The organism is Pseudomonas sp. SWRI179 (genome assembly GCF_014268705.1).
In the GTDB taxonomy this organism is placed as follows: Bacteria; Pseudomonadota; Gammaproteobacteria; order Pseudomonadales; family Pseudomonadaceae; genus Aquipseudomonas; species Aquipseudomonas zanjanensis.
The window spans coordinates 169,672-194,698 of the sequence record NZ_JABWRA010000001.1; the positions used below are offsets into that span (position 1 = coordinate 169,672).

At 62.6% G+C, this 25,027-nt stretch carries 23 protein-coding genes; 3 read left to right on the forward strand and 20 right to left on the reverse strand.

The window, feature by feature from the left end:
- Nucleotides 1-28 precede the first annotated feature (28 nt).
- From hemN to ccoN (HU767_RS00785), 16 genes are all read right to left on the reverse strand, one after another.
- Nucleotides 29-1,411 (reverse strand): oxygen-independent coproporphyrinogen III oxidase, encoded by a 1,383-nt coding sequence (gene hemN, locus HU767_RS00710; RefSeq protein WP_186728201.1) that lies wholly within the window; start codon nt 1,409-1,411, stop codon nt 29-31.
- A gap of 307 nt (nt 1,412-1,718) precedes the next feature.
- Complete coding sequence (locus HU767_RS00715; RefSeq protein ID WP_186705251.1) at nt 1,719-2,402, reverse strand: sulfite exporter TauE/SafE family protein; 684 nt, start codon at nt 2,400-2,402, stop codon at nt 1,719-1,721.
- On the reverse strand, nt 2,395-2,613 hold the full coding sequence (ccoS, locus tag HU767_RS00720; protein WP_003183505.1) for a cbb3-type cytochrome oxidase assembly protein CcoS: 219 nt from the start codon (nt 2,611-2,613) through the stop codon (nt 2,395-2,397). The genes HU767_RS00715 and ccoS overlap by 8 nt, the downstream gene beginning before the upstream one ends.
- Before the next feature lie 24 nt (nt 2,614-2,637).
- Nucleotides 2,638-5,088, reverse strand: coding sequence for a heavy metal translocating P-type ATPase (locus HU767_RS00725; RefSeq protein ID WP_186728202.1), 2,451 nt, complete (start codon nt 5,086-5,088; stop codon nt 2,638-2,640).
- 159 nt (nt 5,089-5,247) lie between these two features.
- Entirely contained in the window at nt 5,248-5,787 is a 540-nt protein-coding gene (locus tag HU767_RS00730; protein ID WP_014339383.1) for a FixH family protein, read from the reverse strand.
- Between the two features lie 11 nt (nt 5,788-5,798).
- Nucleotides 5,799-7,214, reverse strand: coding sequence for a cytochrome c oxidase accessory protein CcoG (ccoG, locus tag HU767_RS00735; protein ID WP_046065276.1), 1,416 nt, complete (start codon nt 7,212-7,214; stop codon nt 5,799-5,801).
- Between the two features lie 427 nt (nt 7,215-7,641).
- Complete coding sequence (locus HU767_RS00740; protein WP_186728204.1) at nt 7,642-8,052, reverse strand: type II toxin-antitoxin system VapC family toxin; 411 nt, start codon at nt 8,050-8,052, stop codon at nt 7,642-7,644.
- Nucleotides 8,053-8,307 (reverse strand): type II toxin-antitoxin system Phd/YefM family antitoxin, encoded by a 255-nt coding sequence (locus tag HU767_RS00745; protein WP_186705246.1) that lies wholly within the window; start codon nt 8,305-8,307, stop codon nt 8,053-8,055.
- A 152-nt stretch (nt 8,308-8,459) separates the two neighbouring features.
- The gene (gene ccoP, locus HU767_RS00750) at nt 8,460-9,443 is read right to left on the reverse strand and encodes a cytochrome-c oxidase, cbb3-type subunit III (protein ID WP_186705245.1); all 984 of its coding nucleotides are present in this window, start codon (nt 9,441-9,443) and stop codon (nt 8,460-8,462) included.
- Nucleotides 9,440-9,625: a CcoQ/FixQ family Cbb3-type cytochrome c oxidase assembly chaperone gene (locus tag HU767_RS00755; RefSeq protein WP_003183474.1), complete on the reverse strand. Its 186-nt coding sequence runs from the start codon at nt 9,623-9,625 to the stop codon at nt 9,440-9,442. Before HU767_RS00755 ends, ccoP (HU767_RS00750) begins: the two co-directional genes overlap by 4 nt.
- Nucleotides 9,626-9,630: 5 nt before the next feature.
- Entirely contained in the window at nt 9,631-10,239 is a 609-nt protein-coding gene (ccoO, locus tag HU767_RS00760; RefSeq protein WP_072407855.1) for a cytochrome-c oxidase, cbb3-type subunit II, read from the reverse strand.
- Nucleotides 10,239-11,681, reverse strand: a complete 1,443-nt coding sequence (gene ccoN / locus HU767_RS00765) for a cytochrome-c oxidase, cbb3-type subunit I (protein WP_053120682.1) — start codon at nt 11,679-11,681, stop codon at nt 10,239-10,241. Before ccoN (HU767_RS00765) ends, ccoO (HU767_RS00760) begins: the two co-directional genes overlap by 1 nt.
- Before the next feature lie 481 nt (nt 11,682-12,162).
- Nucleotides 12,163-13,116, reverse strand: a complete 954-nt coding sequence (gene ccoP, locus HU767_RS00770) for a cytochrome-c oxidase, cbb3-type subunit III (protein ID WP_186728205.1) — start codon at nt 13,114-13,116, stop codon at nt 12,163-12,165.
- Nucleotides 13,113-13,313 (reverse strand): cbb3-type cytochrome c oxidase subunit 3, encoded by a 201-nt coding sequence (locus HU767_RS00775; RefSeq protein ID WP_186705243.1) that lies wholly within the window; start codon nt 13,311-13,313, stop codon nt 13,113-13,115. The genes ccoP (HU767_RS00770) and HU767_RS00775 overlap by 4 nt, the downstream gene beginning before the upstream one ends.
- A gap of 5 nt (nt 13,314-13,318) precedes the next feature.
- A complete protein-coding gene (gene ccoO, locus HU767_RS00780; RefSeq protein WP_053120686.1) occupies nt 13,319-13,927 on the reverse strand; it encodes a cytochrome-c oxidase, cbb3-type subunit II in 609 nt (202 codons plus the stop codon).
- A 10-nt stretch (nt 13,928-13,937) separates the two neighbouring features.
- The gene (gene ccoN / locus HU767_RS00785) at nt 13,938-15,362 is read right to left on the reverse strand and encodes a cytochrome-c oxidase, cbb3-type subunit I (protein ID WP_186705242.1); all 1,425 of its coding nucleotides are present in this window, start codon (nt 15,360-15,362) and stop codon (nt 13,938-13,940) included.
- A gap of 96 nt (nt 15,363-15,458) precedes the next feature.
- Here ccoN (HU767_RS00785) and HU767_RS00790 point away from each other — a divergent pair, with 96 nt between their 5' ends.
- Nucleotides 15,459-16,148 (forward strand): alpha/beta family hydrolase, encoded by a 690-nt coding sequence (locus tag HU767_RS00790; RefSeq protein WP_225917553.1) that lies wholly within the window; start codon nt 15,459-15,461, stop codon nt 16,146-16,148.
- A gap of 191 nt (nt 16,149-16,339) precedes the next feature.
- On the opposite strand, the gene HU767_RS00795 is transcribed toward HU767_RS00790, so the two are convergent.
- The 3 genes from HU767_RS00795 to acnA all read right to left on the reverse strand — a co-directional run bounded on the left by HU767_RS00795 (nt 16,340) and on the right by acnA (nt 21,826).
- Nucleotides 16,340-17,905 carry a PAS domain-containing methyl-accepting chemotaxis protein gene (locus tag HU767_RS00795; protein ID WP_186705241.1) on the reverse strand — a complete coding sequence of 522 codons (1,566 nt, stop codon included), beginning with the start codon at nt 17,903-17,905 and terminating at the stop codon, nt 16,340-16,342.
- A 77-nt stretch (nt 17,906-17,982) separates the two neighbouring features.
- Nucleotides 17,983-18,771 carry a CPBP family intramembrane glutamic endopeptidase gene (locus HU767_RS00800; protein ID WP_186728206.1) on the reverse strand — a complete coding sequence of 263 codons (789 nt, stop codon included), beginning with the start codon at nt 18,769-18,771 and terminating at the stop codon, nt 17,983-17,985.
- 313 nt (nt 18,772-19,084) lie between these two features.
- A complete protein-coding gene (gene acnA / locus HU767_RS00805; protein WP_186728208.1) occupies nt 19,085-21,826 on the reverse strand; it encodes an aconitate hydratase AcnA in 2,742 nt (913 codons plus the stop codon).
- A 172-nt stretch (nt 21,827-21,998) separates the two neighbouring features.
- Between acnA and rlmM the strand changes: the two genes are divergently transcribed.
- Nucleotides 21,999-23,072, forward strand: coding sequence for a 23S rRNA (cytidine(2498)-2'-O)-methyltransferase RlmM (gene rlmM, locus HU767_RS00810; RefSeq protein ID WP_186728209.1), 1,074 nt, complete (start codon nt 21,999-22,001; stop codon nt 23,070-23,072).
- 197 nt (nt 23,073-23,269) lie between these two features.
- Nucleotides 23,270-23,521 (forward strand): sulfurtransferase TusA, encoded by a 252-nt coding sequence (tusA, locus tag HU767_RS00815; protein WP_003183455.1) that lies wholly within the window; start codon nt 23,270-23,272, stop codon nt 23,519-23,521.
- Here the strand turns inward: tusA and HU767_RS00820 are convergent.
- Nucleotides 23,518-24,921 (reverse strand): MATE family efflux transporter, encoded by a 1,404-nt coding sequence (locus tag HU767_RS00820; RefSeq protein WP_346343453.1) that lies wholly within the window; start codon nt 24,919-24,921, stop codon nt 23,518-23,520. The two genes, tusA and HU767_RS00820, sit on opposite strands and share 4 nt — an antisense overlap.
- Nucleotides 24,922-25,027 lie beyond the last annotated feature (106 nt).

The window sequence follows — 25,027 nt, forward strand, 5'->3', positions numbered from 1 at the left end:
GTGCGGTGTCGTCGTCAAATTGTCGCGCTCAAATGACCCGGGAGAAACGTTGGCGATTGTGCTGCTCCAAATAGGCATCGAACACCATGCACACGGATCGCACCAGCAGGCGCCCAGCGGGCAGTACCCGGATGTGGATGTCATCCAACTCGATCAGCCCATCCTCGGCCATGGCCTGCAATTGCGGCCACAGCGGCGCGAAGTAACCGCGAAAATCGACATTGAAACGGTGCTCGATGTCCGCGAACGCCAGGTGGAAATGGCAGATCAATTGCTGGATCACCGCACGTCGCAACCGATCGTCGGCCGTGCAGGTCAGTCCTCGACTGGTTGCCAGTTGCCCGTCGGCGAGGGTGTTCTGGTAATGGTTCAGGTCACTGCTGTTCTGGCAGTACAGGTCGCCGATCTGGCTGATGGCGGAGACGCCGAGGCCGATCAGGTCGCAATGGCCATGGGTGGTATAGCCCTGGAAATTGCGCTGCAACGTGGCCTCTTCCCGAGCGATGGCCAGCTCGTCGTCGGGCAGGGCGAAGTGATCCATGCCGACGTAGCGGTAGCCGGCGGCGGTCAACTGTTCGATGGTGCCTTGCAGCATCGCCAGCTTCTGCTCCGGGTTTGGCAAGTCCTGGCTGTTGATGCGCCGCTGGGGCATGAAGCGTTCCGGCAGGTGGGCGTAGTTGAACACCGAGAGGCGGTCCGGTTGCAAGTGGATGACTTCTTCGACGGTGCGGGCGAAATTATCCGGAGTCTGCTTGGGCAGCCCGTAGATCAAGTCGATGTTGATCGAACGGAACTGCAGGGTCCGGGCAGCCTCGACCACCGCGCGGGTTTCTTCCAGGCTTTGCAGGCGATTGACGGCGCGTTGCACGGCCGGATCAAGGTCTTGCAGGCCGATGCTGACCCGATTGAAACCCAGTTCACGCAACAAGCCCATGGTCGACCAGTCGGCTTCCCGGGGATCGATCTCGATGCTGTAGTCGCCGGAATCGTCGTCCAGCAGGTTCAGGTGCTTGCGCAACGAGGCCATCAGTTGCCGCAGCTCGTCATGGCTGAGAAACGTCGGGGTGCCGCCGCCAAAGTGCAGCTGTTCGACGCGCTGGGTCGGGTCCAGGTGGCAGCCGATCAGCTGGATTTCCTGTTCCAGGCGTTGGAGGTAGGCGTGGGCGCGGCCACGGTCCTTGGTGATGACCTTGTTGCAGGCGCAGTAGTAGCAAATGTTTGCGCAGAACGGTACGTGCACATACAGCGACAGCGGCCGCCGGGCCTTGCGGCTGTCACGCAGGGCATGGAGCAAGTCGAAGGTGCCCACCTGGCCGCCGAACTGCGCCGCAGTCGGGTACGAGGTGTAGCGTGGTCCCGCCAGGTCGTAGCGGCGGATCAGGTCTGAGTCCCAACGGATGGCGTCGAGCATGCGGGTGTTCCCCGGATAGGCTGGCATGGGGCGAGTCTAGGGGGCTGTGGGCGAGGCTGTTTTGATTTGCGTCAACGGCGCATCGGGCGTTGTCGATGCAGGCCTCATCGCGAGCAAGCTCGCTCCCACAAATGCCCAATCCACCCCAAATCCTCTGTGGGAGCGGGCTTGCTCGCGAAAGCGGTCTGACTGAGCCGATGGTGTTGGATGTGCCGCCGCCTTCGCGAGCAAGCCCGCTCCCACATTTGCTTGGCGGCGCTACCCGTCTCTGTGGGAGCCGAGCTTGCTCGCGATGGGGGCAACTCGGTCAATGCCCCATGAGCCAATGCTGATGCGGCCCCGGCAGTGTCCATACCCCGAAAATAATCACCAACAAGCCACCGGCCATGCGCACGCTGCGTTTGCGCAACAGGGCGGTGATGCGCTCGGCGGCCAGGCCGGTGGCGAGCAGCACCGGCCAGGTGCCCAGGCCGAAGGCAAGCATCAGCAGGGCACTGTCCAAGGCATTGCCTTGGCTGGCGGACCAGAGCAGGGTGCTGTAGACCAACCCGCACGGCAGCCAGCCCCACAGGGCGCCGAGCAGCAAGGCTCGGGGCAGGCTCGACACCGGCAGCAAGCGGTTGGCGACGGGTTGGATGTGCCGCCACAAGCCGCGCCCCACGCTTTCGATGCGGGTCAGGCCGCTCCACCAGCCCGCCAGGTACAGGCCCATGGCGATCAACAGCAAGCCGGCCAGCACCCGCATGATCATCGCGGCCGGGCTATTGGACACGGCCCATCCCGCCAGGCCGATCAGCAGCCCAGCGGTGGCGTAGCTCAGGATCCGCCCCAGGTTGTACGCCAGCAGTAACCGAAAGCGCCGACTGCGCTGTTCCTTGGGGATCGCCAGGGTGAGGGCGCCCATCAGGCCACCGCACATGCCCAGGCAATGGCCGCCACCGAGCAGGCCAAGAATGACCGCCGATACCAGCAATGGCGCCAGGTCAAGCATGGGGCGGGGCCTTGTCGTCCGGCTTGCGGGCCTCGCCACTGGCTTCGTCCACCGCCGCCTTGTGGTTCGGGTCCTGGTCGTCGAACAGAATGCTGTGGGCCGGACCGTCGAGATCGTCGTACTGGCCGCTGTCCACGGCCCAGAAAAAAATGTACACGGCGATGGCCACGATCAGCAGCGCGGCCGGAATCATCACGTAGAGAGCTGGCATGTCGGAACTCCATGCCCGCGCGGCTCAGGCCGGCAGCGGACGGGTATCGGGCGTGGCGGCGAACACCTGCGCCTTCGGTTGGCGGGTCAGCCTCAAGGCATTCAACACCACGGTCAACGAACTGATGGACATGCCGACCGCGGCCCACACCGGCGTAATCCAGCCGAGGGCGGCGAACGGCAACATGAGGCCATTGTACAGCCCTGCCCACACCAGGTTCTCGATGATCACCCGGCGCGTGCGTCGGGCCAGGCTGAAGGCGTGGACCAGGGCCTCTAGGCGGTTGGACAGCAGCACGGCGTCGGCACTGGTCTTGGCCAGGTCGGTGGCCGAGCCCATGGCGACACTGATGTCCGCCGCCGCCAGGACCGGCACGTCGTTCACGCCATCGCCGAGCATCAATACCTTGCGGCCTTGTTGGTGTAGCTGCTGCAACACCGCCAGCTTGTCATCCGGGCGCAGGCCGCCGCGGGCCTCATCGATGCCCAGCTCGGCCGCGACACTGGCGACCATCGGAGAGCTGTCGCCCGACAGCAGCAGCGTTCGCCAGCCTCGTGCCTTGCAGGCCGCCAGCAGGGCCGGGGCATCGACGCGCAAGCGGTCATCGAGGACGAACCAGGCCAACGGTCCGATCTCATCGCCCAGCAACAGCCATTGCCCGGCTTCGTCCGGCATCTGCGGTACGGGAGCGTCACTCAGCTCGCAGACAAAACCGGGCTGGCCGATGCGCAGGCGCTGTTCCGCCACCTGGCCTTCCAGACCCAGCCCCGGGGTGCTGTGCACCTGCTCGGCGGCCAACGGCGCGCGGCCAAACGCCCGGGCGATGGGGTGTTCCGAGCGGTTTTCCAAGGCCGCGGCCAAGCCCAGGCACTGATCGCTGTCGAGGCCCGCCAGTGGCCGAATGGCGCGCAAGGCCAAGCGGCCTTCGGTGAGGGTGCCGGTCTTGTCGAAAATCACCGTGTCGATCTGGTTCAGGCCCTCCAGCACATGGCCGCGCGTCAGCAGCAGGCCAAGTTTGTGCAAGGTGCCGGTGGCCGCAGTCAGGGCGGTCGGCGTGGCGAGGGACAACGCGCAGGGGCAGGTGGCAACCAGCATCGCCAGGACGATCCAGAAGGCCCGCGAGGCATCCAGTTGCCACCACAGCAAGCCGATGGCCGCAGCCGCGACCAGGGAGAACAACAGGAACCATTGGGCGGCGCGATCGGCGATTTCCGCCAGTCGCGGTTTTTCGGCCTGGGCCCGCTCCAGCAGGCGCACGATGGCCGACAGCCGGGTGTCTTGTCCGAGGGCCAGCACTTCGACGGTCAAGGCGCCTTCGACATTCAGCGTGCCCGCGGTGACCGCATCGCCCACTTGCCGAGGCTGTGGCAGGTATTCACCGGTCAGCAGCGATTCGTCGATGCTGGATTGACCCTCAAGGATCTTGCCATCGGCCGGCAGGACCGCCCCGGGATGTACCAGCAGCCGGTCGCCGGTGCGCAATTCGTTGAGCAGGATACGTTCGCTCTGACCGTCATCCGCCAGGCGCAGGCACGAGGCCGGCAACAGATTGACCAGCTGGGCGGTGGCGGCCGCCGTGCGCTCCCGGGCCCGGCGCTCCAGGTAACGGCCGGCCAGCAGGAACAGGGCGAACATGCCCACGGCATCGAAGTACAACTCGCCGACGCCGGTGATCGATGTCCAGATACCTGCTATGTAGGCGCTGCCGATGGCCAGGGACACCGAAACGTCCATGGTCAGGTGACGGGTGCGCAGGTCGCGCATGGCGCCTTTGAAGAACGGCGCACAGCTGTAGAAGACGATGGGCGTGGTGAGAAACAGGGCGACCCAGCGCAGGATGGTGTGCATCTCCGGGCTCAGGTCGATGTTGAATTCCGGCCAGGTCGCCATGGTCGCCATCATCGCCTGGAACCACAACAGGCCGGCCACGCCCAATTGGCGCAGGGCCAGGCGGTTTTGTGCGGCGAGTTGTTCACAGGCCTGGTCGGCCTGGTACGGGTGCGCTACGTAGCCGATCTGGCGCAATTCGGCGAGCAGCGTGCTCAGCGGCAATTGGGCATCGGCCCAGCGCACATGCAGGCGATGGTTGGACAGGTTCAACCGCGCCTCGGCCACGGCTGGCAGGCTGCGTAATTGTTTTTCAATCAACCAGCCGCAGGCGGCGCAACTGATGCCTTCCATCAACAGGGTGGTTTCGGCCAGTTCGCCCTCATGGCGTACGAACGACTGCTGTACGTCAGGGCGATCGTACATCGCCAGTTCATCGGTCAACTGGACGGGCAGGGATTCGGGGTTGGCCGATGCTTCACTGCGATGCTGGTAATAACTTTCCAGGCCGCCGGCGACAATCGCTTCGGCCACCGCCTGGCAGCCCGGGCAGCACAGCTCGCGGGTTTCACCGAGGACAACGGCGGTGAAGCGACTGCCGGGGGGAACGGGCAGGGCGCAGTGGTAGCAGGGCTGTGGAGTGGTCATGGGTATCGCATGAAGCCTTTTGTGGCGAGGGAGCTTGCTACCGCTCGGCTGCGAAGCAGTCGTAATCTAAGAGCGCAATATGCCTGAAGGATCGCTGGATCAAAAAACAGGGCCGCTTCGCGACCCAGCGGGAGCAAGCTCCCTCGCCACAAAAGCGGCTTATTTTTTCAGGTCTTCAGCGCCTTGCAGCGGCTCATCGCCGAGCAGGATGTCCTGGTCGTGGTTGATCTGTTCTTCTTCGAACAGGCGCCAGGTCTTGTCGTTCTCCACCCCCAGCAATTCGACAAAGCGCCGGCCTTCGATCTTGTCCGTCAGCTGACCGACGTAGCGTCCCGGTTCGCTGTCGTTGCGGGTCAGGACGATCTTGCGGTCCTTCTCCGGCTGGGTCGGCGAGATCAGGCTCAGTTCCAGGGTCTGGGGCCGGCTGTTGCCGTTCAGGCGCAGGTTCACTTCGCCGGTAACGTCATCCAGTTGCACGTTGGCATGCAGTTGCAGGGTCTGGGCGAGCAATTCGCGCTCCAGCGAGCGGTTGATGCCCTTGCCGGCTTCGTAATAGTTGTCGTTGACCAGGTTATCCGGGTTCTTCACCGCAATGGTCACCATCGTCAGGCTCAGTGTCACCGAGCAGGTCAGGATCGCGATGATGATCCAGGGCCAGAGGTGCTTGTACCAAGGGCTGGTGGCGGTTGCTGCAGGCATGTTCAGTTCTCTCAACGAGTTTGTGGGCCGATGAACCGGCTCTTGGCTTCGACATGTACGCTTTCGTCATCGGCGTCCTTGAGGATGAAGGTCACCTCGTTGGTGCTCGATGGCAGTTGCTCCGGTGCGCTGGACAGTTCAACCGGCTGGCTGTAGATCTCGCCGGCCGCGACCTTGATTTCCCGCCGACCTTGCAGCTTGAGGTCGGGCAGGCCGGCGGCTTCCAGGACGTACGTATGGTCGCGCTGGTCTTTGTTCATGATCTTCAGGCTGTAGACGTTCTCGATCCGGCCTTCGGCGTTTTCGCGGTAGAGCACGCGGTCCTTGCTGACGTCGAAACCCACCAGCGAGCGCATGAAGAACGCCGTCGCCAACAGGCTCATCATGGTCAGCAGCACCAAGGCATAACCGATCAGGCGCGGGCGCAGTTTATGGGTTTTCTGCCCCGAAAGGTTGTGTTCGGTGGTGTAGCTGATCAGGCCGCGTGGATAATCCATCTTGTCCATGATGTTGTCGCAGGCATCGATGCAGGCCGCGCAGCCGATGCACTCGATCTGCAGGCCGTCACGGATATCGATGCCCGTAGGGCAGACCTGGACGCACATGGTGCAGTCGATGCAATCCCCGAGGCCCAGGGCTTTGTAATCAACGCCCTTCTTGCGCGGGCCACGGCTTTCGCCACGACGCGGGTCGTAGGAAACGATCAGGGTGTCCTTGTCGAACATCACGCTCTGGAAGCGCGCGTAAGGGCACATATAGATGCACACCTGTTCACGCAGCCAGCCGGCATTGCCGTAGGTGGCGAGGGTGAAGAAGCCGATCCAGAAATACGACCAGCCATCGGCCTGGCCGGTAAAGAACTCGAACACCAGTTCGCGGATTGGCGTGAAGTAACCGACAAAGGTCACGCCGGTGACGAAGCCGATCAGCAGCCACAGGCTGTGCTTGGCGAACTTGCGCAGGAATTTGTTGGCGCCCATGGGGGCCTTGTCGAGCTTGATACGCTGATTGCGGTCGCCTTCGGTGACTTTTTCGCACCACATGAAGATCCACGTCCACACGCTCTGGGGGCAGGTGTAGCCACACCACACTCGTCCGGCATAGACCGTGATGAAAAACAGGCCAAAGGCGGCAATGATCAACATCCCGGACAGCAGGATGAAATCCTGGGGCCAGAAGGTCGCGCCGAAAATGAAGAACTTGCGTTCCGGCAGGTTCCACCAGACGGCCTGATGGCCGCCCCAGTTCAACCAGACCGTACCGAAATACAGCAGGAACAATAGCGCGCCGCCGACCATTCGCAGGTTGCGGAACAGGCCAGTGAAGGCGCGCGTGTAGATTTTTTCCCGAGAGGCATACAGGTCGACGCTTTTGTTCGCGTCCTTGGCAGGCGGAGTGACGTCATGTACCGGAATCTGGTTACTCATCAAATGCATCCCACGGCAGTGGAAAAGTGCCGGGGCCAGTACGTGCCGACCACGGTCAGAAAGGGTGTTGCGGTGGCGCAATGATACGCCTGTCGCTCTAGCCCAAGGGTGCGACCTTTGGTCGCGTTGGGGGTCTGGGTCTAATGGTGTAGCGGATGTAACAAGTCATGATCCAGATCAATTGACTATAGACAGTCGATGGCGTTGGCGAAACGAAGGCCACGTTCTGAGGGCTCCCCTGTTCGTGGCGAGGAGGCCTTCTGTGGCGAGGGAGCTTGCTCCCGCTCGGCGGCGCAGCCGTCGTAAATCAGGCGGGTGCGGTCTGACCTGGAAAAGCCTGGCGATTTTCTGGGGCGGCTTCGCCACCCAGCGGGAGCAAGCTCCCTCGCCACAAAAAGGCCACCTTGTAGTGACTGCCAAATAGACATCAGCCAACCCACGGATTGAGCACCGCCACGCCGCAGCCCTGGAAATCACTCACGTTGCGGGTCACCACGGTCAACCCATGGACCAGCGCGGTCGCGGCGATCAATGCATCACATTCATTGCTGCGGTCAGGCACATGCAGGCGAGCGCAGCGCAGCGCGACGGCACGGTCCACGGCCAGGATCCTGCCGGCAAAGGCCGGCAGCACATGATCATCCAGCCAGGCCCGCAGGCGACCACCCTGCGTCGGGTCCTTGCGTTCAAAGCGCAGCACGCCGGTTTCCAGTTCCAGTACGGTAATCGCCGAGACGTACAGGCTGGGCGCGGGAACGCTGCGCGCCCAGGCCTGGACGTTCTTGTCTGCCTGGGATTTGCGCAGTTCGGAAATGACGTTGGTATCGAGTAGAAACATTCAGGACAGGTCCACCGAGCGAGGCGTGATGACGGCGCGCTCGGTCTCGAAGTCGATGTCCGGCGCATCGGGCATGAGCAGCAACTCGACAATGCTGGTGCCGAGGCCGGTCAGTTTCTGGTACTCCTCAATGCTTAGCAGCACATGGGCCGGCTTGCCACGGTCGGTGATGATCACCGGCCCTTCGCGGGTGGCTTTTTTGGCACCACTTGTGTCGTGGTTGAATTCACGGCTGGAGAGGGTGGTGATGGACATGGGCGTGCCCTCATGTTCAGTTCGAATGTAGGCACGTTACTACTGGTGTGGAGAGGCCGCAAGCGCAACAGCTTTGCCCAGGTTTTCCCGCCGGTAATAAAAAGGCCCCGCCAATCGGATTGGCGGGGCCTTTCGTGTATCAGCGACTTGTCTTACTGGGCGTCAGCGGCCGGAGCCTTTTCGCCGTGAGACAGGCTGTAGACATAGGCCGCCAGCAGGTGGACCTTGTCGTTGCCTTGCAGGTCGGCCTGGGCCGGCATCTGGCCCTGGCGACCGTAGCGGATGGTCTGCTGCAGTTGAGCGAAGCTCGAACCGTAGATGAAGCCCGCTGGATGTGTCAGGTCAGGTGCGCCCATGGCGGGCGTGCCCTTGCCGGCAGGACCGTGGCAGGCCACGCAGTTGGCCGCGAACAGTTTCTGACCGTTGGCCGGATCGGCCTTGGCGCCTTCGGGCAGTTTGCGACCGTGCAGACCGGTCACCAGGTAGGCGGCCACGTCGGCCACGCCTTGTTCGCCCACCACGGCAGCCCAGCCCGGCATCACGGCGTGACGGCCGCCCATGATGGTGGTCTTGATGGTTTCCGGCTCACCGCCCCAGCGCCAGTCGGCGTCGGTCAGGTTCGGGAAACCGTAGGCACCCTTGGCGTCGGAACCATGGCAAACCGAGCAGTTGGAGGCGAACAGGCGGCCACCCATCTTCAGGGCTTGCGGGTCCTTGGCGACTTCTTCGATCGGCATGGAGGCGAACTTGGCGAAGATCGGACCGAACTTGGCGTCTGAGCGCGCCATTTCCTTTTCCCACTCATGAACGCCTGTCCAGCCGGTCTGGCCGTTGGCGAAGGCGGTCTGCTTTTCGGTGTCCAGGTAGTTATAGCCTGGCAGCAGGCCTTTCCAGTTGCCCAGGCCAGGGTAGAGCACCAGGTAACCGAGGGCGAAAATGATGGTGCCCACGAACAGCATGAACCACCATTTCGGCAGCGGGTTGTCGTACTCCTCGATCCCGTCGAAGGAGTGGCCAACCGTCTCTTCGGTGGCTTCGCTGCGCTGGCCCTTGCGGGTCGACAGCAGCAGCCAGGTCAGGGCGAAGATCGTTCCCAGGCTGAGGACTGTGACGTACAGACTCCAGAATGTAGTCATTCTTTGTTACTCCTAGAAGCTTGCTCGACGTGCTTGATGGCTTCGGGATCATCCGCGAACGGCAGCAAGGTCGCGTCGTCAAACTCCGACTTGCGCTTGGGGCTGAACACCCACAGGGCCAGACCAATGAAGGCCACCATCACGACGACGGTGCCCAGGCCACGAATCATCCCGATATCCATCTAAATCACCGTTTGCTTTTGATGATGGTGCCCAGGCCTTGCAGATAGGCCACCAGCGCGTCCATTTCAGTCTTGCCCTTGACGGCATCCCTGGCACCGGCGATGTCTTCGTCGGTGTAAGGCACGCCCAAGGCACGCAGGACTTCCATTTTCTTGGCGGTGTCTTTGCCGTCGAGCTTGTTTTCTACGAGGAACGGGTAGGCCGGCATTTTCGACTCAGGCACCACGTTGCGCGGGTTGTACAAGTGCGCACGCTGCCAGTCGTCGGAGTAGCGGCCGCCAACGCGGGCCAGGTCCGGGCCGGTACGCTTGGAACCCCACAGGAACGGGTGGTCCCAGACGCTTTCGCCGGCAACGGAGTAGTGGCCGTAGCGTTCGGTCTCGGCGCGGAACGGACGGATCATCTGCGAGTGGCAGCCGACACAGCCGTTGGCGATATAGATGTCACGGCCTTCCAGTTCAAGGGCGGTACGCGGCTTCATGCCTTCGACCGGCTTGTTGGTCACATCCTGGAAGAACAGCGGAACGATCTGGGTCAGGCCGCCGATGCTCACGGCGATGACCATGAAGAAGGCCAGCAGGCCGATATTCTTCTCTACTGCTTCGTGCTTCATCAGTGAGCTCCAACTACGGCGATCTTGGCGGCGGCTTCAGCTTCAGCCGGGTCAGAGGCACGAACGGTGCGGTACACGTTGTAGGCCATGAACAGCATGCCGCTGGCGAAGAACGCGCCGCCCAGGGCACGCACGATGAAGCCAGGGTGGCTGGCTTGCAGCGCTTCGACGAACGAATAGGTCAGGGTGCCGTCGTCGTTGATCGCACGCCACATCAGGCCTTGGGTGATGCCGTTGACCCACATCGAGGCGATGTAGAGCACGGTGCCGATGGTCGCGAGCCAGAAGTGCGCGTTGATCAGGCCGGTGCTGTGCATCTGCGCACGACCGAACAGTTTCGGGATCATGTGGTAGATGGCGCCGATGGAAATCATCGCAACCCAACCGAGTGCACCGGCGTGTACGTGGCCGATGGTCCAGTCGGTGTAGTGGCTCAGGGAGTTGACGGTCTTGATGGCCATCATCGGGCCTTCGAAGGTCGACATGCCGTAGAACGCCAGGGATACCACCAGGAAGCGCAGGATCGGGTCGGTGCGCAATTTATGCCAGGCACCCGACAGGGTCATCATGCCGTTGATCATGCCGCCCCAGCTTGGCGCCAGCAGGATGATCGACATCGCCATGCCCAGGGATTGTGCCCAGTCTGGCAGTGCGGTGTAGTGCAGGTGGTGCGGGCCGGCCCAGATGTACAGGGTGATCAGCGCCCAGAAGTGGACGATGGACAGGCGATAGGAATAGATCGGACGCTCGGCCTGTTTCGGCACGAAGTAGTACATCATCCCCAAGAAGCCGGTGGTCAGGAAGAACCCCACGGCGTTGTGGCCGTACCACCACTGGATCATCGCGTCGGTCGCGCCCGAATAGGCCGAGTACGACTTGAAGAAGCTGACCGGCAGGGAGGCGTGGTTGACGATGTGCAGCATGGCGGTCACGACGATGAAGGCACCGTAGAACCAGTTACCGACGTAGATGTGCTTGGTCTTGCGCTTGACGATGGTGCCGAAGAACACCAAACCGTAGGTCACCCAGACGATCGCCAGCAGGATAGCCAGGGGCCATTCCAGTTCCGCGTATTCCTTGGTGGTGGTGAAACCCATTGGCAAGGTCACGATCGCGCCGACGATCACCGCTTGCCAACCCCAGAAGGTGAAGGCGGCGAGGCTGTCGGAAATCAGTCGCGTTTGGCAGGTTCGCTGCACGACGTAGTAAGAAGTGGCAAACAACGCACAACCACCGAAGGCGAAGATCACCAGGTTGGTGTGCAGCGGGCGCAGGCGTCCAAATGTCGTCCATGGCAGATCGAAGTTCAACTCCGGCCAGACCAGTTGCGAGGCGATGAAGACACCGAGCCCCATGCCAAGGATCCCCCAGACCACCGTCATGATGGCGAACTGGCGGACTACCTTATAGTTATAAGCAGTCGGACTGATTGCTGTGCTCATTCTAAGGTTCCACGGTTTGGGTGTTTTATTAGGATAAAAATCGGTCGCAAGTATGGAGAAAGCGGGGGGTCATTGCAACGCGCCATGACCTGGGTCAATGCTTTCCAAAGCTGATTCTGCGGCCTTTCCCTGTTCGGTGTAGGGACAAAATTGGCCCTCGGCAAAATGTCGCAACGAAGGAAAGAGGCGAGGGGGGCAGGTCGGTTGTAACGGGGTGTGTTCGAACACGGCGTTCGGGTGATGCCAGGCAACTGTCGCAACGGCCGGTATTCACCTGCCTTTGCGGCCTTTTTGTCGAACGATTGTCGAACGCATCGGGTCGGATCGACCTGAAACCGGCAGTCGCCAGCGCACGCAAAGGCAAGCTTAGACCTGATTCAGGGGAACCGAAAGAAAGACTATGGGAGGGTGCGACAATGAGTCGCGCAGGGGCACGGAACAGCCGCATCCAGATGAATGCGGCTGTTCGTGTGGTCAGGATTTATTCGCTTTTGTGTTCCGCTTGCAGGCGCTCGGTGCCGACACCCTGGGACAGGCTGTAGACATAAGCCGCGAGCAGTTGCACCTTGTCATTGCCCAGCAACTCATTCTGTGCCGGCATGTGGCCTTGGCGTCCATGGCGAATGGTCTGCTGCAACTGGGTCAGGCTGGTGCCGTAGATGAAGCCGGCCGGTTGCGTCAGGTTCGGCGCCCCCATGGCTTCGGTGCCCTGGCCGTTGGCGCCGTGGCAGGCAACGCAGGTGGTGTTGAAGGCCTGCTGGCCGGCTTGCAGGTCGGCACCGCTGTCCGCCGGCAAAGGCAGGCCGGCCAGGTCGTGGCGAACATAGGCGGCCACGTTCTTGACCCCGGACTCCCCCAGCACTTCGCCCCAGGCCGGCATCGCCGCCATGCGCCCGCCCATGATGGTCGCCTTGATGGTCTCGGCGCCGCCGCCCCAGCGCCAGTTGCTGTCGGCCAGGTTCGGGAAGCCGAAGGCGCCCTTGGCGTCCGAGCCGTGGCAGACCGAGCAGTTGGAGGCGAACAGGCGGCCACCCATCTTCAAGGCCTGTGGGTCCTTGGCGACTTCTTCCACGGGCATGGCAGCGAACTTGGCGAAGATCGGCCCGAACTTGGCGTCGGCCTTGGCCATTTCCTTTTCCCATTCATGGGCGCCGGTCCAGCCGTTCTCGTACCCGGGCAGGATGCCTTTCCAGTTGCCCAGGCCCGGGTAGAGGACCAGGTAACCGACGGAAAACACCAGGGTGCCGGCGAACAACAGGAACCACCACTGCGGCAGTGGGTTGTCGTATTCCTCGATGCCGTCGAAGCTGTGGCCCATGGTCTGGTCGACGCTGCCCTTGGTCTCGCCCTTGCGGGTGCCGATCAGCAGCCAGGTCAGGCCGATGAGGCTGCCGAGGGTCAGTACGCAGATCCACGTACTCCAGAAGGTGGTCATGGCCGGGTACTCCTTGTTGCAGGGTCTTGGGGGGTGAGATCGGCGGGTGGCTCGTCGGCGAACGGCAGCAGGCGCGCCTGGGCGAACTCCGGTCCGCGCTTGCTGCTGAACACCCACAGGATCAGGCCGATGAAGGCGATGAACACCACGACGGTGCCCAGCCCACGGATCATTCCAGTGCTCATTTCAAAGAACATCAGGCTCACCTCTTGCTCTTGATGGCAGTGCCGAGCACTTGCAGGTAGGCCACCAGCGCGTCCATTTCGGTCTTGCCCTTGAGCGAGGCCACGCTGCCTGCGATGTCGTCGTCGGTGTACGGCACGCCGAGGGTGCGCATGGCGCGCAGCTTGCCTTCGGTGTGGCTGCTGTCCACGGCCTGGGCCACCAGCCAGGGGTAGGCCGGCATTTTCGACTCCGGCACGACGTTGCGCGGGTTGTACAAGTGGGCGCGGTGCCAATCATCGGAGTAGCGCGCGCCGACCCGTGCCAGGTCTGGCCCGGTACGCTTGGAACCCCACAGGAACGGGTGATCCCAGACACTTTCGCCAGCGACGGAGTAGTGGCCGTAGCGCTCGGTCTCGGCGCGGAACGGACGGATCATCTGCGAGTGGCAGCCGACGCAGCCTTCACGGATGTAAATGTCGCGGCCTTCCAGTTGCAGGGCGGTGTAGGGCTTCATGCCGTCCACCGGCTTGTTGGTCACGTCCTGGAAGAACAGCGGCACGATCTGGGTCAGGCCGCCAATGCTCACGGCCAGGACCATCAGCAGCATCAGCAGGCCGACGTTTTTTTCGATTGTTTCGTGTTTCATGGCGGACTCCTCAGGCCATCTGCGCGGCAGCGGCGGCTTCGGCAGGCTGGTAGGCCCGCACGGTGCGCCAGGTGTTGTAGGCCATCAGCAGCATGCCGATGAGGAAGATCGCCCCGCCCGCCAACCGCACGACGAAGCCTGGGTGGCTGGCCACCAGGGTTTCGACGAAGGAATAGGTGAGCGTGCCGTCCTCGTTCACCGCCCGCCACATCAGGCCCTGGGCGATGCCGTTGACCCACATCGAGGCGATGTAGAGCACGGTGCCGATGGTTGCGAGCCAGAAGTGCGCGTTGATCAGGCCGATGCTGTGCATCTGTGGCCGGCCGAAGACTTTCGGGATCATGTGGTACAGCGCGCCGATGGAAATCATCGCCACCCAGCCGAGCGCGCCGGCATGCACGTGGCCGATGGTCCAGTCGGTGTAGTGGGAGAGGGCGTTGACGGTCTTGATCGCCATCATCGGACCTTCGAAGGTCGACATGCCGTAGAACGCCAGGGACACCACCAGGAACCGCAGGATCGGGTCGCTGCGCAACTTATGCCAGGCGCCCGAGAGGGTCATCATGCCGTTGATCATGCCGCCCCAGCTCGGTGCCAGCAGGATCAGCGACATCACCATGCCCAGGGACTGTGCCCAGTCCGGCAGCGCGGTGTAGTGCAGGTGGTGCGGGCCGGCCCAGATGTACAGGGTGATCAGCGCCCAGAAGTGGACGATGGAGAGGCGATAGGAATACACCGGGCGTTCGGCCTGCTTCGGCACGAAGTAATACATCATCCCCAGGAAGCCTGCGGTGAGGAAAAAGCCTACGGCGTTGTGCCCGTACCACCATTGCACCATCGCGTCCGTGGCCCCGGCGTACACCGAGTAGGACTTGGTCCAGCTCACCGGCAGTTCCAGGTTGTTGACGATGTGCAGGATCGCCACGGTCAGGATGAACCCGCCGAAGAACCAGTTACCGACATAGATGTGCTTGGTGTTGCGCTTGGCCACGGTGCCGAAGAACACAATGGCGTAGGCGACCCAGACGATGGTGATCAGGATGTCGATCGGCCATTCCAGTTCGGCGTACTCCTTGGAACTGGTGTAGCCCAGCGGCAGGCTGATGGCCGCCAGCAGGATCACCAGTTGCCAGCCCCAGAAGCAGAACGCGGCGATTTTCGGCGCAAACAGCTGGGTTTGGCAGGTGCGTTGCACCGAGTAGAACGAACTGGCAAACAACGCGCAGCCGCCGAAGGCGAAGATCACCGCGTTGGTGTGCAGCGGGCGCAGGCGGCCGAAGCTGGTCCAGGGCAAATCGAAGTTGAGCTGCGGCCAGACCAATTGGGCTGCGAGAAAAACCCCGAGCCCCATGCCGACGATGCCCCACACCACCGTCATAATGGCGAATTGGCGGACCACCTTGTAGTTGTAGGCGGTACTGATAGAAGTGTTCATGGTTCCCCATCCACGGTTCAGCCGAAGTGAGCGCCTGCGCAAGGCAGTGCGGCGTCCTTCGCCTGGAGTTATAGGCAGACTAAAAGCGAGGCAAGCATGGACAAACAGCACAAGGCCAGTATTGACGGGGATCAATGGGCGCGTTGCGTGGAGCAACATGGCTGGTTGTGGACGGCCGCGCGGCCCGGGGTGTGCGCCGAACCACCGACCCTGATCCTGGCCCACGGTGCCGGTGCGCCGATGGACAGCGGCTTCATGGAGGAAATGGCCGCACGTCTTGCCGCACAAGGCGTCAACGTGTTGCGCTTCGAGTTTCCCTACATGGCCCAGCGGCGTCTGGATGGCGGCAAGCGTCCACCGAACCCGGCGCCCAAGCTGCTCGAATGCTGGCGAGAGGTGTACGCCAAGGTGCGGCCTTATGTCGCTGGGCGGCTGGCCATTGGCGGCAAGTCCATGGGGGGGCGCATGGCGAGCCTGCTGGCCGATGAGCTGGGCGCCGATGCGCTGGTATGCCTGGGCTATCCCTTCTACGCGGTGGGCAAGCCGGAGAAACCGCGGGTCGAGCATCTGGCGGCATTGAAGACCCGCACGTTGATTGTCCAGGGCGAGCGGGATGCGTTGGGTAATCGGGAGGCGGTGCAGGGCTACACCTTGTCACCCAGCATCGAGGTGTTGTGGTTGGTGGCGGGGGATCATGACCTCAAGCCGCTGAAGGTTTCGGGGTTCAGTCATGAGCAGCATTTGGAGGCGGCGGCGAGAACGGTGGCGGCGTTTCTTCAGGATTGATAGCGTCTGTCCTGGCCTCTTCGCGAGCAAGCCCGCTCCCACATTTTAGAATGCGTTCGCATGAACAACTGCAATCCCCTGTGGGAGCGGGCTTGCTCGCGAAGATGGTTCATAACGCGACACCACTTTTGAATTGGCAATAAAAAACCGGGGAGCAACACCTTCCCGGTTTTTTACTGGGCAGGCATCTATCAGCGGTTGAACCGCTCCACCAACGAATACTGCGTATTGGCTGTCCGGGTCAGCTCTTCGCTGAGCAGCGCCGAGCTGTGGGCCTGTCCCGAAGTCTGGTCGGCCAGTTCCGAGATGTTGCTGATGTTGCGGCTGATCTCCTCGGCCACTGAGCTTTGTTCCTCGGTGGCAGCGGCGATCTGGGTGGCCATGTCCGTGATATGCGCCACGGCTTCGCTGATGCCCACCAACGCCTGGTCCGCTTCCATGACTCGCGCCACGCCTTCTTCGGCCTGGCGGTTGCCGGCGTCCATGGTTTGCACGGCGTTGGTGGCGGTCTGCTGGAGCTTGGCGATCAGCGCGTGGATCTGCCCGGTGGACTCGCTCGTGCGTTGCGCCAGTTGCCTTACCTCGTCGGCCACCACGGCAAAGCCGCGGCCCATCTCGCCGGCACGGGCCGCTTCGATGGCGGCGTTGAGGGCCAGCAGGTTGGTCTGGTCGGCGATGCCTTTGATCACGTCGACCACGCCACCGATCTCGTCGCTGTCCTTGGCCAGTTGGGTGACGGTTTGACCGGTCTCACCGACCACCACCGATAGCCGCTCGATGGCTTCGCGGGTTTCCCCGGCGATGTCGCGGCCGCGGCTGGTCAGGCGATTGGCTTCCTGGGTGGCATCGGCGGTGCGCTGCACGTGGCTGGCGACCTCCTGGGTAGTTGCCGCCATCTGGTTGACGGCCGTGGCGACCTGTTCGGTTTCCACCCGCTGACGTTCCAGGCCGCTGGAGCTGTCGTGGGCCAGGGTATTGGACTGGCGAGCCTGGTCGTTGAGGTGTTCGGCGGTGTCCTGCAGGCGGGTCAGGCAGGTTTTCAGGCGCGCTTGCTGGCTGAGGATCGACATCTCCAGGCGTGCCTGGACGCCGCGGCTGTCGGTGTACATCCGCGCGATCAGCGGGTCGGAGGTGGTTTGTTCGGCCAGGCGCAGCAGGCGCTTGATCCCGCGTTGCTGCCATTGCAGGCCCATCAGCCCCAAGGGCACCGACAGCAGGGCAGCCAGGGCAAAGCCCCAGGAAGAATTCAGAAACGCGCCGACGACGAAGCCCAGCTGGCTGACCAGGATGAACGGCAGCCAGTCCTGCAGTATCGGCAACCACTTGTCGCTGCCCGGCACTGCGGACTTGCCCTGGTTGATGCGTTGATAGAGGGCTTCGGCGCGGCCGATCTGCTCGGCGGTGGGCTTGACCCGCACCGACTCGTAGCCGACCACCTGATTGCCCTCGAACACGGGCGTGACATAGGCGTTGACCCAGTAATGGTCACCGCTCTTGCAGCGATTCTTGACGATGCCCATCCATGGCAAGCCTTGTTTCAGTGTGCCCCACATGTGCGCGAACACGGCGGAGGGGACATCGGGATGGCGCACGAGATTGTGCGGCGCACGGATCAGTTCTTCCTTCGAATACCCGCTGACTTCAACGAAAGCATCGTTGCAGTAAGTGATCACACCCTTGGTGTCGGTGGTGGAAATCAATCGTTGCTGGGCCGGGAAGGTCCTTTCGCGTTGTGTGACGGGTTGGTTGTTACGCATGGTGTGTAGATCCGCAAGGCTTTGAAAGGTTGTCGGCGTCGTCAGGTTTTAGTTGAAGTTATTTTTGCCTGTCGCTATCACGCCAGCATCGGGTAGGTAAAGAGGGCGAAATGAAGCAGGTTGAGCAGAAAATGCGTAGCGACCGCCGCGCCCAGACCGCCAAAACGATACGCCAGGCCGTAACCGACGCCCGCCAGGCCCGACAACAGCACCCACTGCCAGCCCGCGCCGGCATGCACCAGGCCGAACAGCAGCGAGGCCAGGAGCAGCGCCAGGTTGTCGCCCTGGGCCAAATGTTTGAAGCGTCGACTCAACCCCCCCTGAATGTAGCCACGAAACAGCGCTTCCTCCACGATCGTGACCAATAAAAGATTATTAGCGGTCCACAACCAGGCGTGATCCGGCCACTTCGGCGCCCAGTGGACCATGCCCAGCAGCACAGCCCCGCCGAGGGCCAGCACCGCGCTCAGCCCCAAGCCCAGTGCCGTGGCCTGGACGGACAGGCGCAGTGAGCGCCGGCCGACGATCCAGGGGCAGGCCAGCAATAGCCAGAAACCGATCAGCGGCTTGTCCTGGTTCAGGTACATGGCAAACGGCACGGCATCATCGGTCAAACGCTGGGGGGCGATGGCCCGGCCGTTGAAGAAGCCAGGCATCCAGTGCAGGGCCAATGCCAGGGCCATGACAATGAACAGCGCATGCCCGAGAAACTGGCCAACCGGTGTCTGTTGCTGGCGAACCGCATACCCGGCGAACAGCAGCAGCGCAACCGAGATGGCCGCGGTCCAGGCCAACTGGCCGTAGAGCAGCGACAAGCCATAGCCGGTGGAAAGAAGGGCCAGGTGAAGCCAGGATAGAGCGGGCATACAACATCCTTTTAGCGGGAGAACTCTGGGCGAGGGCGGCCGTCGGGTCTTCGACGCCACTGTGTCGCGCAAAGAGCACATTTGTGTCCATGCAGATTCATGCGCAGGAGGGGCAAGCAGTTGGCTGGCGCGGTTGTGTGGGTGCCGGCGGGATTATAGGCGGGTCGATACAAAACATCGCCCGTTAAGAGGTGAATAACAGTCAGCGAGCCGCAGAACCTGTGGGAGCGGGCTTGCTCGCGAAAGCGGTGTGCCTGGCAGCATCAATGTTGACTGTTTCACTGCCTTCGCGAGCAAGCCCGCTCCCACAATTTCAAGCAGCAATCAATTGTCGCAAGACATAGTGAAGAATCCCGCCGGCCTTGAAATACTCCACTTCATTCAAGGTATCGATCCGACACAGCACTTCGATTCGCTCCTGGCTGCCATCCTCCCGGGTGATGACCAAGGGTAAGTTCATGCGCGGCGTCAGTTCGACGTCATTGAGCCCGAGGATGTCCAGGGTTTCCTTGCCCGTGAGGTTCAGGCTCTTGCGGTTCTGGTCGAGCTTGAACTGCAACGGCAGCACGCCCATGCCCACCAGGTTGGAGCGATGGATGCGCTCGAAGCTTTCTGCGATCACCGCCTTGACCCCCAACAGATTGGTGCCCTTGGCCGCCCAGTCCCGGCTCGACCCGGTGCCATATTCCTGGCCGGCGATCACCACCAGCGGCGTGCCCGCGGCCTGGTACAGCATGGCGGCGTCGTAGATCGGCATGCGTTCGCCATTGGGAATGTAGATCGTATTGCCGCCTTCTTCGCCGTCGAGCATTTCGTTGCGGATGCGGATGTTGGCGAAGGTGCCGCGCATCATCACCTGATGGTTGCCACGCCGTGAACCGTAGGAGTTGAAGTCCCGTGGCTCCACGCCCTGTTCGCGCAGGTAACGACCGGCCGGGCTGTCGGTCTTGATGTTACCGGCCGGGGAGATGTGGTCGGTGGTTACCGAGTCCCCCAGCAGGGCCAGCACTCGGGCGCCCTCGACGTTCCTGACCGCCGGTGGCGGCCCGCCGATGTCGTCGAAGAACGGTGGATGCTGGATATAGGTCGAATCGTCCTGCCAGACATAGGTGGCCGCTTGCGGCACCTCGATAGCCTGCCATTGCTCGTCACCGGCAAACACAGCGGCGTACTCCTTGTGGAACATGCTGGTATTGACCTGGGCCACGGCGGCGGCGACTTCCTGGCTGCTGGGCCAGATGTCCCGCAGGTACACCGGTTTGCCGTCCCGGTCGTTGCCCAGCGGCTCGCTACTGATGTCGATGCGCACCGTGCCGGCCAGGGCATAGGCGACCACCAATGGCGGCGAGGCCAGCCAGTTGGTCTTCACCAGTGGGTGCACTCGGCCTTCGAAGTTGCGGTTGCCCGACAAGACCGAGGCCACGGTGAGATCGGCTTTCTGGATGGCTTTCTCGATGGGGTCCGGCAACGGCCCGGAGTTGCCAATGCAGGTGGTGCAACCATAGCCCACCAGGTCGAAACCGAGTTTATCCAGGTATTCGGTCAGGCCGGCCGCGTTGTAGTAATCGGTGACCACCTTGGAGCCCGGTGCCAGGGAGCTCTTGACCCAAGGCTTGCGAACCAAGCCTTTTTCCACGGCTTTTTTCGCCAGCAGCCCGGCGGCCATCATGACGCTGGGGTTGGAGGTGTTGGTGCACGAGGTGATCGCGGCAATCACCACCGCGCCGTTTTTCAGGCGATGGGTGTGGCCTTCGTATTCGTACTCGGCTTCGCCTACCTGGTCGGCGTTGCCCACCGCGACGCCACCGCCGCCTTCACTTTCCAGGCGGCCTTCTTCCTTACTGGTGGGTTTGACCTGCAACCCCAGGAAGTCGCTGAAGGCCTGGCCGACATTGGGCAGCGAGACCCGGTCCTGAGGGCGTTTAGGGCCGGCGAGGCTGGCTTCGACGCTGCCCATGTCCAGTTCCAGCGTATCGGTGAACACCGGTTCCTGGCCGGGCAGACGCCACAGGCCCTGGGCCTTGCAGTAGGCCTCCACCAGCTTCACGGTGTCAGCCGGACGCCCGGACAGGCGCAGGTAGTCCAATGTCACGTCATCCACCGGGAAGAACCCGCAGGTGGCGCCGTATTCCGGGGCCATGTTGGCAATGGTGGCGCGGTCGGCCAAGGGCAGGTCCGCCAGACCATCGCCATAAAACTCGACGAATTTGCCCACCACGCCTTTCTTGCGCAGCATCTGCGTGACGGTCAGCACCAGGTCGGTGGCGGTGATGCCTTCGCGCAGTTTGCCGACGAGTTTGAAGCCAACGACTTCGGGAATCAGCATCGACACCGGTTGACCCAGCATCGCTGCTTCCGCCTCGATCCCGCCGACGCCCCAGCCCAGTACGCCGAGGCCGTTGATCATGGTGGTGTGGGAGTCGGTGCCCACAAGGGTGTCGGGGAAGGCGTAGGTGCGACCATCTTCCTCTTTGGTCCACACGGTGCGACCCAGGTATTCGAGGTTGACCTGGTGACAGATGCCGGTGCCCGGCGGCACCACGCTGAAGTTGTCGAAGGCGCTCTGGCCCCAGCGCAGGAAGGCGTAGCGTTCGCCGTTGCGCTGCATTTCGATGTCGACGTTCTGCTCGAACGCCTGGCGGCTGGCGAACTTGTCCACCATCACCGAGTGGTCGATCACCAGGTCCACGGGGGACAGCGGGTTGATCCGCTGGGGGTCGCCGCCGGCCTTTTCCACAGCGGCGCGCATGGCGGCCAGGTCGACTACGGCGGGCACGCCGGTGAAGTCTTGCATCAGCACCCGTGCGGGGCGGTATTGGATCTCGCGGTCGGAGCGGCGCTCCTTGAGCCAACCGGCCAGGGCCTTGAGGTCGGCGCCGGTGACGGTTTTTTCATCTTCCCAGCGCAGCAGGTTTTCCAGCAGCACTTTCAAGGACATGGGCAGTTTGTCGAGGTCGCCCAGGCTTCGGGCGGCATCCGGCAGGCTGAAATAGTGGTAGGTCCTGGCGTCGACTTGCAGTGTTTTAAGGGTTTTCAGGCTATCGAGGGACGGCATTGAAATCACTCCTTTGAGTCCGCACGGCTACGGACTGACGGAACGGACAGAGCCTTTAACCTAGCCCTGTTTTGAGCGTATGACTAATCACTGGACTCTATTGCAAGGTTCGCGGTTCCGAACTCCGCTATCATGCGGCGGTTTTCGTGACAGGCTTTGCTACGGAGTTTCAATGAACACGCTTTTTATGCACTGCCGGCCGGGCTTCGAAGGCGAGGTCTGTTCCGAGATCGCCGAACATGCGGCTCGGCTCAACGTGGCCGGCTATGCCAAGGCCAAGCCGGCCAGCGCCTGCGCCGAATTTGTCTGCACACAAGAGGACGGCGCCGAACGGCTGATGCGTGGGCAGCGTTTTGCCGAGCTGATTTTCCCGCGCCAGTGGGCGCGGGGCACGTTCATTGACTTGCCGGAAACCGACCGTATCAGCGTCATCCTGGCCCACATGAGCGGCTTCCCAGTCTGTGGCAGCTTATGGCTCGAGGTGGTCGATACCAATGACGGCAAGGAACTGTCGAACTTCTGCAAGAAATTCGAAGGCCCGCTGCGCAAGGCGTTGAGCGGGGCTGGCAAGTTGGTGGACGATCCGCGCAAGCCGCGCCTGCTGCTGACCTTCAAGAGTGGCCGCGAAGTCTTCCTGGGCCTGGCGGACGCGGATAATTCGGCGATGTGGCCGATGGGTATCCCGCGCCTCAAGTTCCCCCGGGAGGCGCCAAGCCGCTCCACCCTCAAGCTCGAAGAAGCCTGGCACCATTTCATCCCCCGGGACCAGTGGGACGAGCGCCTGCACAGTGACATGACCGGCGTGGACCTCGGCGCCGCGCCGGGCGGTTGGACCTGGCAACTGGTCAACCGCGGCATGCTGGTGACGGCCATCGACAACGGCCCGATGGCCGAAAGCCTGATGGATACCGGCCTGGTGCAGCATCTGATGGCGGACGGCTTCACCTTCAAGCCCAAGCAGCCGGTGGATTGGATGGTCTGCGACATCGTCGAAAAGCCCGCGCGCAACGCGGCGATGCTGGAGGAGTGGATTGGCGAAGGGCATTGCCGCGAGGCTGTGGTCAACCTCAAGCTGCCTATGAAACAGCGTTATGCCGAGGTGAAACGCCTGCTCGAACGCATCGCCGAGGGTTTCAAGGCCCGGGGTATCCAGGTTGAAATCGGTTGCAAGCAGCTGTACCACGACCGCGAGGAAGTGACGTGCCATCTGCGGCGGCTGGATACCAAAAAGCCGAAGTCCCGCTGAAGCTATGGAGCGAGCTTTTGTGGCGAGGGAGCTTGCTCCCGCTGGGTTGCGAAGCAACCCCAATGTCCTGTTGGACTCCTAAAGTGACGACTGCTTCGCAGCCGAGCGGGAGCAAGCTCCCTCGCCACAGGGCTGATGTACATCTGTTAAGAGCGCCGGCATTGCGCGACAATGCCGGCCAGTTTCAGGAGTAGAACATGAGTGAAATGAACGACACGCCGGTCGACGGCACACTGGATGCCACGGGCCTCAATTGCCCGGAACCGGTGATGATGCTGCACCAGCACATCCGTGACCTGGCCCCCGGTGGCCTGTTGAAAGTCATCGCCACCGACCCCTCGACTCGCCGCGACATCCCCAAGTTTTGCGTGTTCCTGGATCACGAACTGGTGGCCCAGCAGGAAGAGGCTGGTACCTACCTCTACTGGATCCGCAAGAAACTCGCTTAATCCGTCGAGTGGCTGACGCGGATCTGCTTGCGTGCGCTGCGTGTCAGGCGGATCGACAACATCAGCGCCGCGCAGCTCAGGCCTACGATCAGGCCTTGCCACAACCCGCTCGGGCCGCTGGCCGCGCCGAGCCAGTCGGTCAGGCCCAGCGCGTAGCCCACCGGCAGGCCGATGCCCCAATAGGCGAACAGGGTCAGGATCATCGTCACACGGGTGTCCTGGTAGCCGCGCAACGCGCCTGCCGCCGTGACCTGGATCGCATCGGAAAACTGGAACAGCGCCGCGTAGACGATCAGCATCGAGGCCACTTCGATCACCACCGGGTCGGCGGTATAGATCGCCGCGATAGGCCCGCGCAATGCGAACATCAGGCTCGCCGACAGGCAGGCGTACGCCAGGGCCGTGCCCATGCCCACCCCGGCGGCAAAGCGCGCTTCACGGGGCTGGCGACGGCCCAAGGCCTGGCCGACCCGCACCGTGACAGCCATGCCCAGGGAGTAGGGGATCATGAACACCAGGGAGCTGAAGTTCAGCGCGATCTGGTGCCCGGCCACCACCGTGGCCCCGAGGCTGCCGATCAGCAGCGCGATCACCGCGAAAATACTCGACTCGGCGAACACCGCGATGCCAATCGGCAGGCCGATGCCCAGCAGGCGCTTGATCACTGTCCATTGCGGCCAGTCGAAACGGCTGAACAACCGACTCGACTGATAGGCCGGTGCCCAACGGGCCCAACCGGCCATGCCCAGGGCCATGAACCACATCACGATGGCCGTGGCCCAGCCGCAACCGACGCCGCCCATGGCGGGCACGCCCAGGTGCCCGTAGATGAAGATGTAATTGAGCGGAATGTTCAATGCCAGCCCGCACAGCCCCAGCACCATTGCCGGTCGCGTGCGGCCCAGGCCATCGCTGAAGCAGCGCAGCACGTGATACAGCGCCACGGCCGGCAGGCCCGTGCCGATGCCACGCAGGTATTCCATGCAGGGGCCGATCAATTCGGGATCGACCTTCATGATGTGCAGGATCGGTTCGGCGCTGAACAGCGCCAGGGTCGCGAGCAAACCCACCACCAGCGCCAGCCACAGTGCCTGGCGCACCAGCGGCCCGATTTCGTCGAACGTGCCGGCACCGAAGCGCTGGGCCACTTTTGGCGTGGTCGCCAGCAACGTGCCGGTCATCAACAGGAACACCGGTACCCAGATCGAGTTGCCCAGGGCCACGGCCGCCAAGTCCCGTGGGCCGACCCGACCGGCCATCACCGCATCGACAAAGCCCATGGCGGTGGTCGCCAGTTGCGCCACCATGATCGGCACGGCCAAGGCCAGCAGGGTCTTGAATTCCAGACGCACCCGGGCCGGGCGGGAAAGGGTGGCAGGAGAGTCGATGACAGGATTCACAGGCGAAGCGTCCGAGAGAAATTAGCGCAAGGCGGCGAATTCTACGCCTTGACGCAGTGGTCAGGAAAAAAGCTGTGTTGTGGATTTGTAATCGTCAACGTCTGCC

What these genes read in the sequence shown, in the direction of transcription:
- ccoN (WP_053120682.1), bottom strand. Translation starts at nt 11,681, where the DNA reads ATGAGCACAGCAATCAGTCCGACTGCTTATAACTATAAGGTAGTCCGC.
- ccoP (WP_186728205.1), bottom strand. Translation starts at nt 13,116, where the DNA reads ATGACCACCTTCTGGAGTACGTGGATCTGCGTACTGACCCTCGGCAGC.
- HU767_RS00800 (WP_186728206.1), bottom strand. Translation starts at nt 18,771, where the DNA reads ATGCCCGCTCTATCCTGGCTTCACCTGGCCCTTCTTTCCACCGGCTAT.
- ccoO (WP_072407855.1), bottom strand. Translation starts at nt 10,239, where the DNA reads ATGAAGCACGAAGCAGTAGAGAAGAATATCGGCCTGCTGGCCTTCTTC.
- HU767_RS00725 (WP_186728202.1), bottom strand. Translation starts at nt 5,088, where the DNA reads ATGACCACTCCACAGCCCTGCTACCACTGCGCCCTGCCCGTTCCCCCC.
- HU767_RS00745 (WP_186705246.1), bottom strand. Translation starts at nt 8,307, where the DNA reads ATGTCCATCACCACCCTCTCCAGCCGTGAATTCAACCACGACACAAGT.
- HU767_RS00740 (WP_186728204.1), bottom strand. Translation starts at nt 8,052, where the DNA reads ATGTTTCTACTCGATACCAACGTCATTTCCGAACTGCGCAAATCCCAG.
- HU767_RS00775 (WP_186705243.1), bottom strand. Translation starts at nt 13,313, where the DNA reads ATGTTCTTTGAAATGAGCACTGGAATGATCCGTGGGCTGGGCACCGTC.
- HU767_RS00715 (WP_186705251.1), bottom strand. Translation starts at nt 2,402, where the DNA reads ATGCTTGACCTGGCGCCATTGCTGGTATCGGCGGTCATTCTTGGCCTG.
- acnA (WP_186728208.1), bottom strand. Translation starts at nt 21,826, where the DNA reads ATGCCGTCCCTCGATAGCCTGAAAACCCTTAAAACACTGCAAGTCGAC.
- HU767_RS00730 (WP_014339383.1), bottom strand. Translation starts at nt 5,787, where the DNA reads ATGCCTGCAGCAACCGCCACCAGCCCTTGGTACAAGCACCTCTGGCCC.
- tusA (WP_003183455.1), top strand. Translation starts at nt 23,270, where the DNA reads ATGAGTGAAATGAACGACACGCCGGTCGACGGCACACTGGATGCCACG.
- HU767_RS00755 (WP_003183474.1), bottom strand. Translation starts at nt 9,625, where the DNA reads ATGGATATCGGGATGATTCGTGGCCTGGGCACCGTCGTCGTGATGGTG.
- ccoG (WP_046065276.1), bottom strand. Translation starts at nt 7,214, where the DNA reads ATGAGTAACCAGATTCCGGTACATGACGTCACTCCGCCTGCCAAGGAC.
- ccoO (WP_053120686.1), bottom strand. Translation starts at nt 13,927, where the DNA reads ATGAAACACGAAACAATCGAAAAAAACGTCGGCCTGCTGATGCTGCTG.
- HU767_RS00795 (WP_186705241.1), bottom strand. Translation starts at nt 17,905, where the DNA reads ATGCGTAACAACCAACCCGTCACACAACGCGAAAGGACCTTCCCGGCC.
- rlmM (WP_186728209.1), top strand. Translation starts at nt 21,999, where the DNA reads ATGAACACGCTTTTTATGCACTGCCGGCCGGGCTTCGAAGGCGAGGTC.
- ccoN (WP_186705242.1), bottom strand. Translation starts at nt 15,362, where the DNA reads ATGAACACTTCTATCAGTACCGCCTACAACTACAAGGTGGTCCGCCAA.
- HU767_RS00790 (WP_225917553.1), top strand. Translation starts at nt 15,459, where the DNA reads ATGGACAAACAGCACAAGGCCAGTATTGACGGGGATCAATGGGCGCGT.
- ccoP (WP_186705245.1), bottom strand. Translation starts at nt 9,443, where the DNA reads ATGACTACATTCTGGAGTCTGTACGTCACAGTCCTCAGCCTGGGAACG.
- ccoS (WP_003183505.1), bottom strand. Translation starts at nt 2,613, where the DNA reads ATGCCAGCTCTCTACGTGATGATTCCGGCCGCGCTGCTGATCGTGGCC.
- hemN (WP_186728201.1), bottom strand. Translation starts at nt 1,411, where the DNA reads ATGCTCGACGCCATCCGTTGGGACTCAGACCTGATCCGCCGCTACGAC.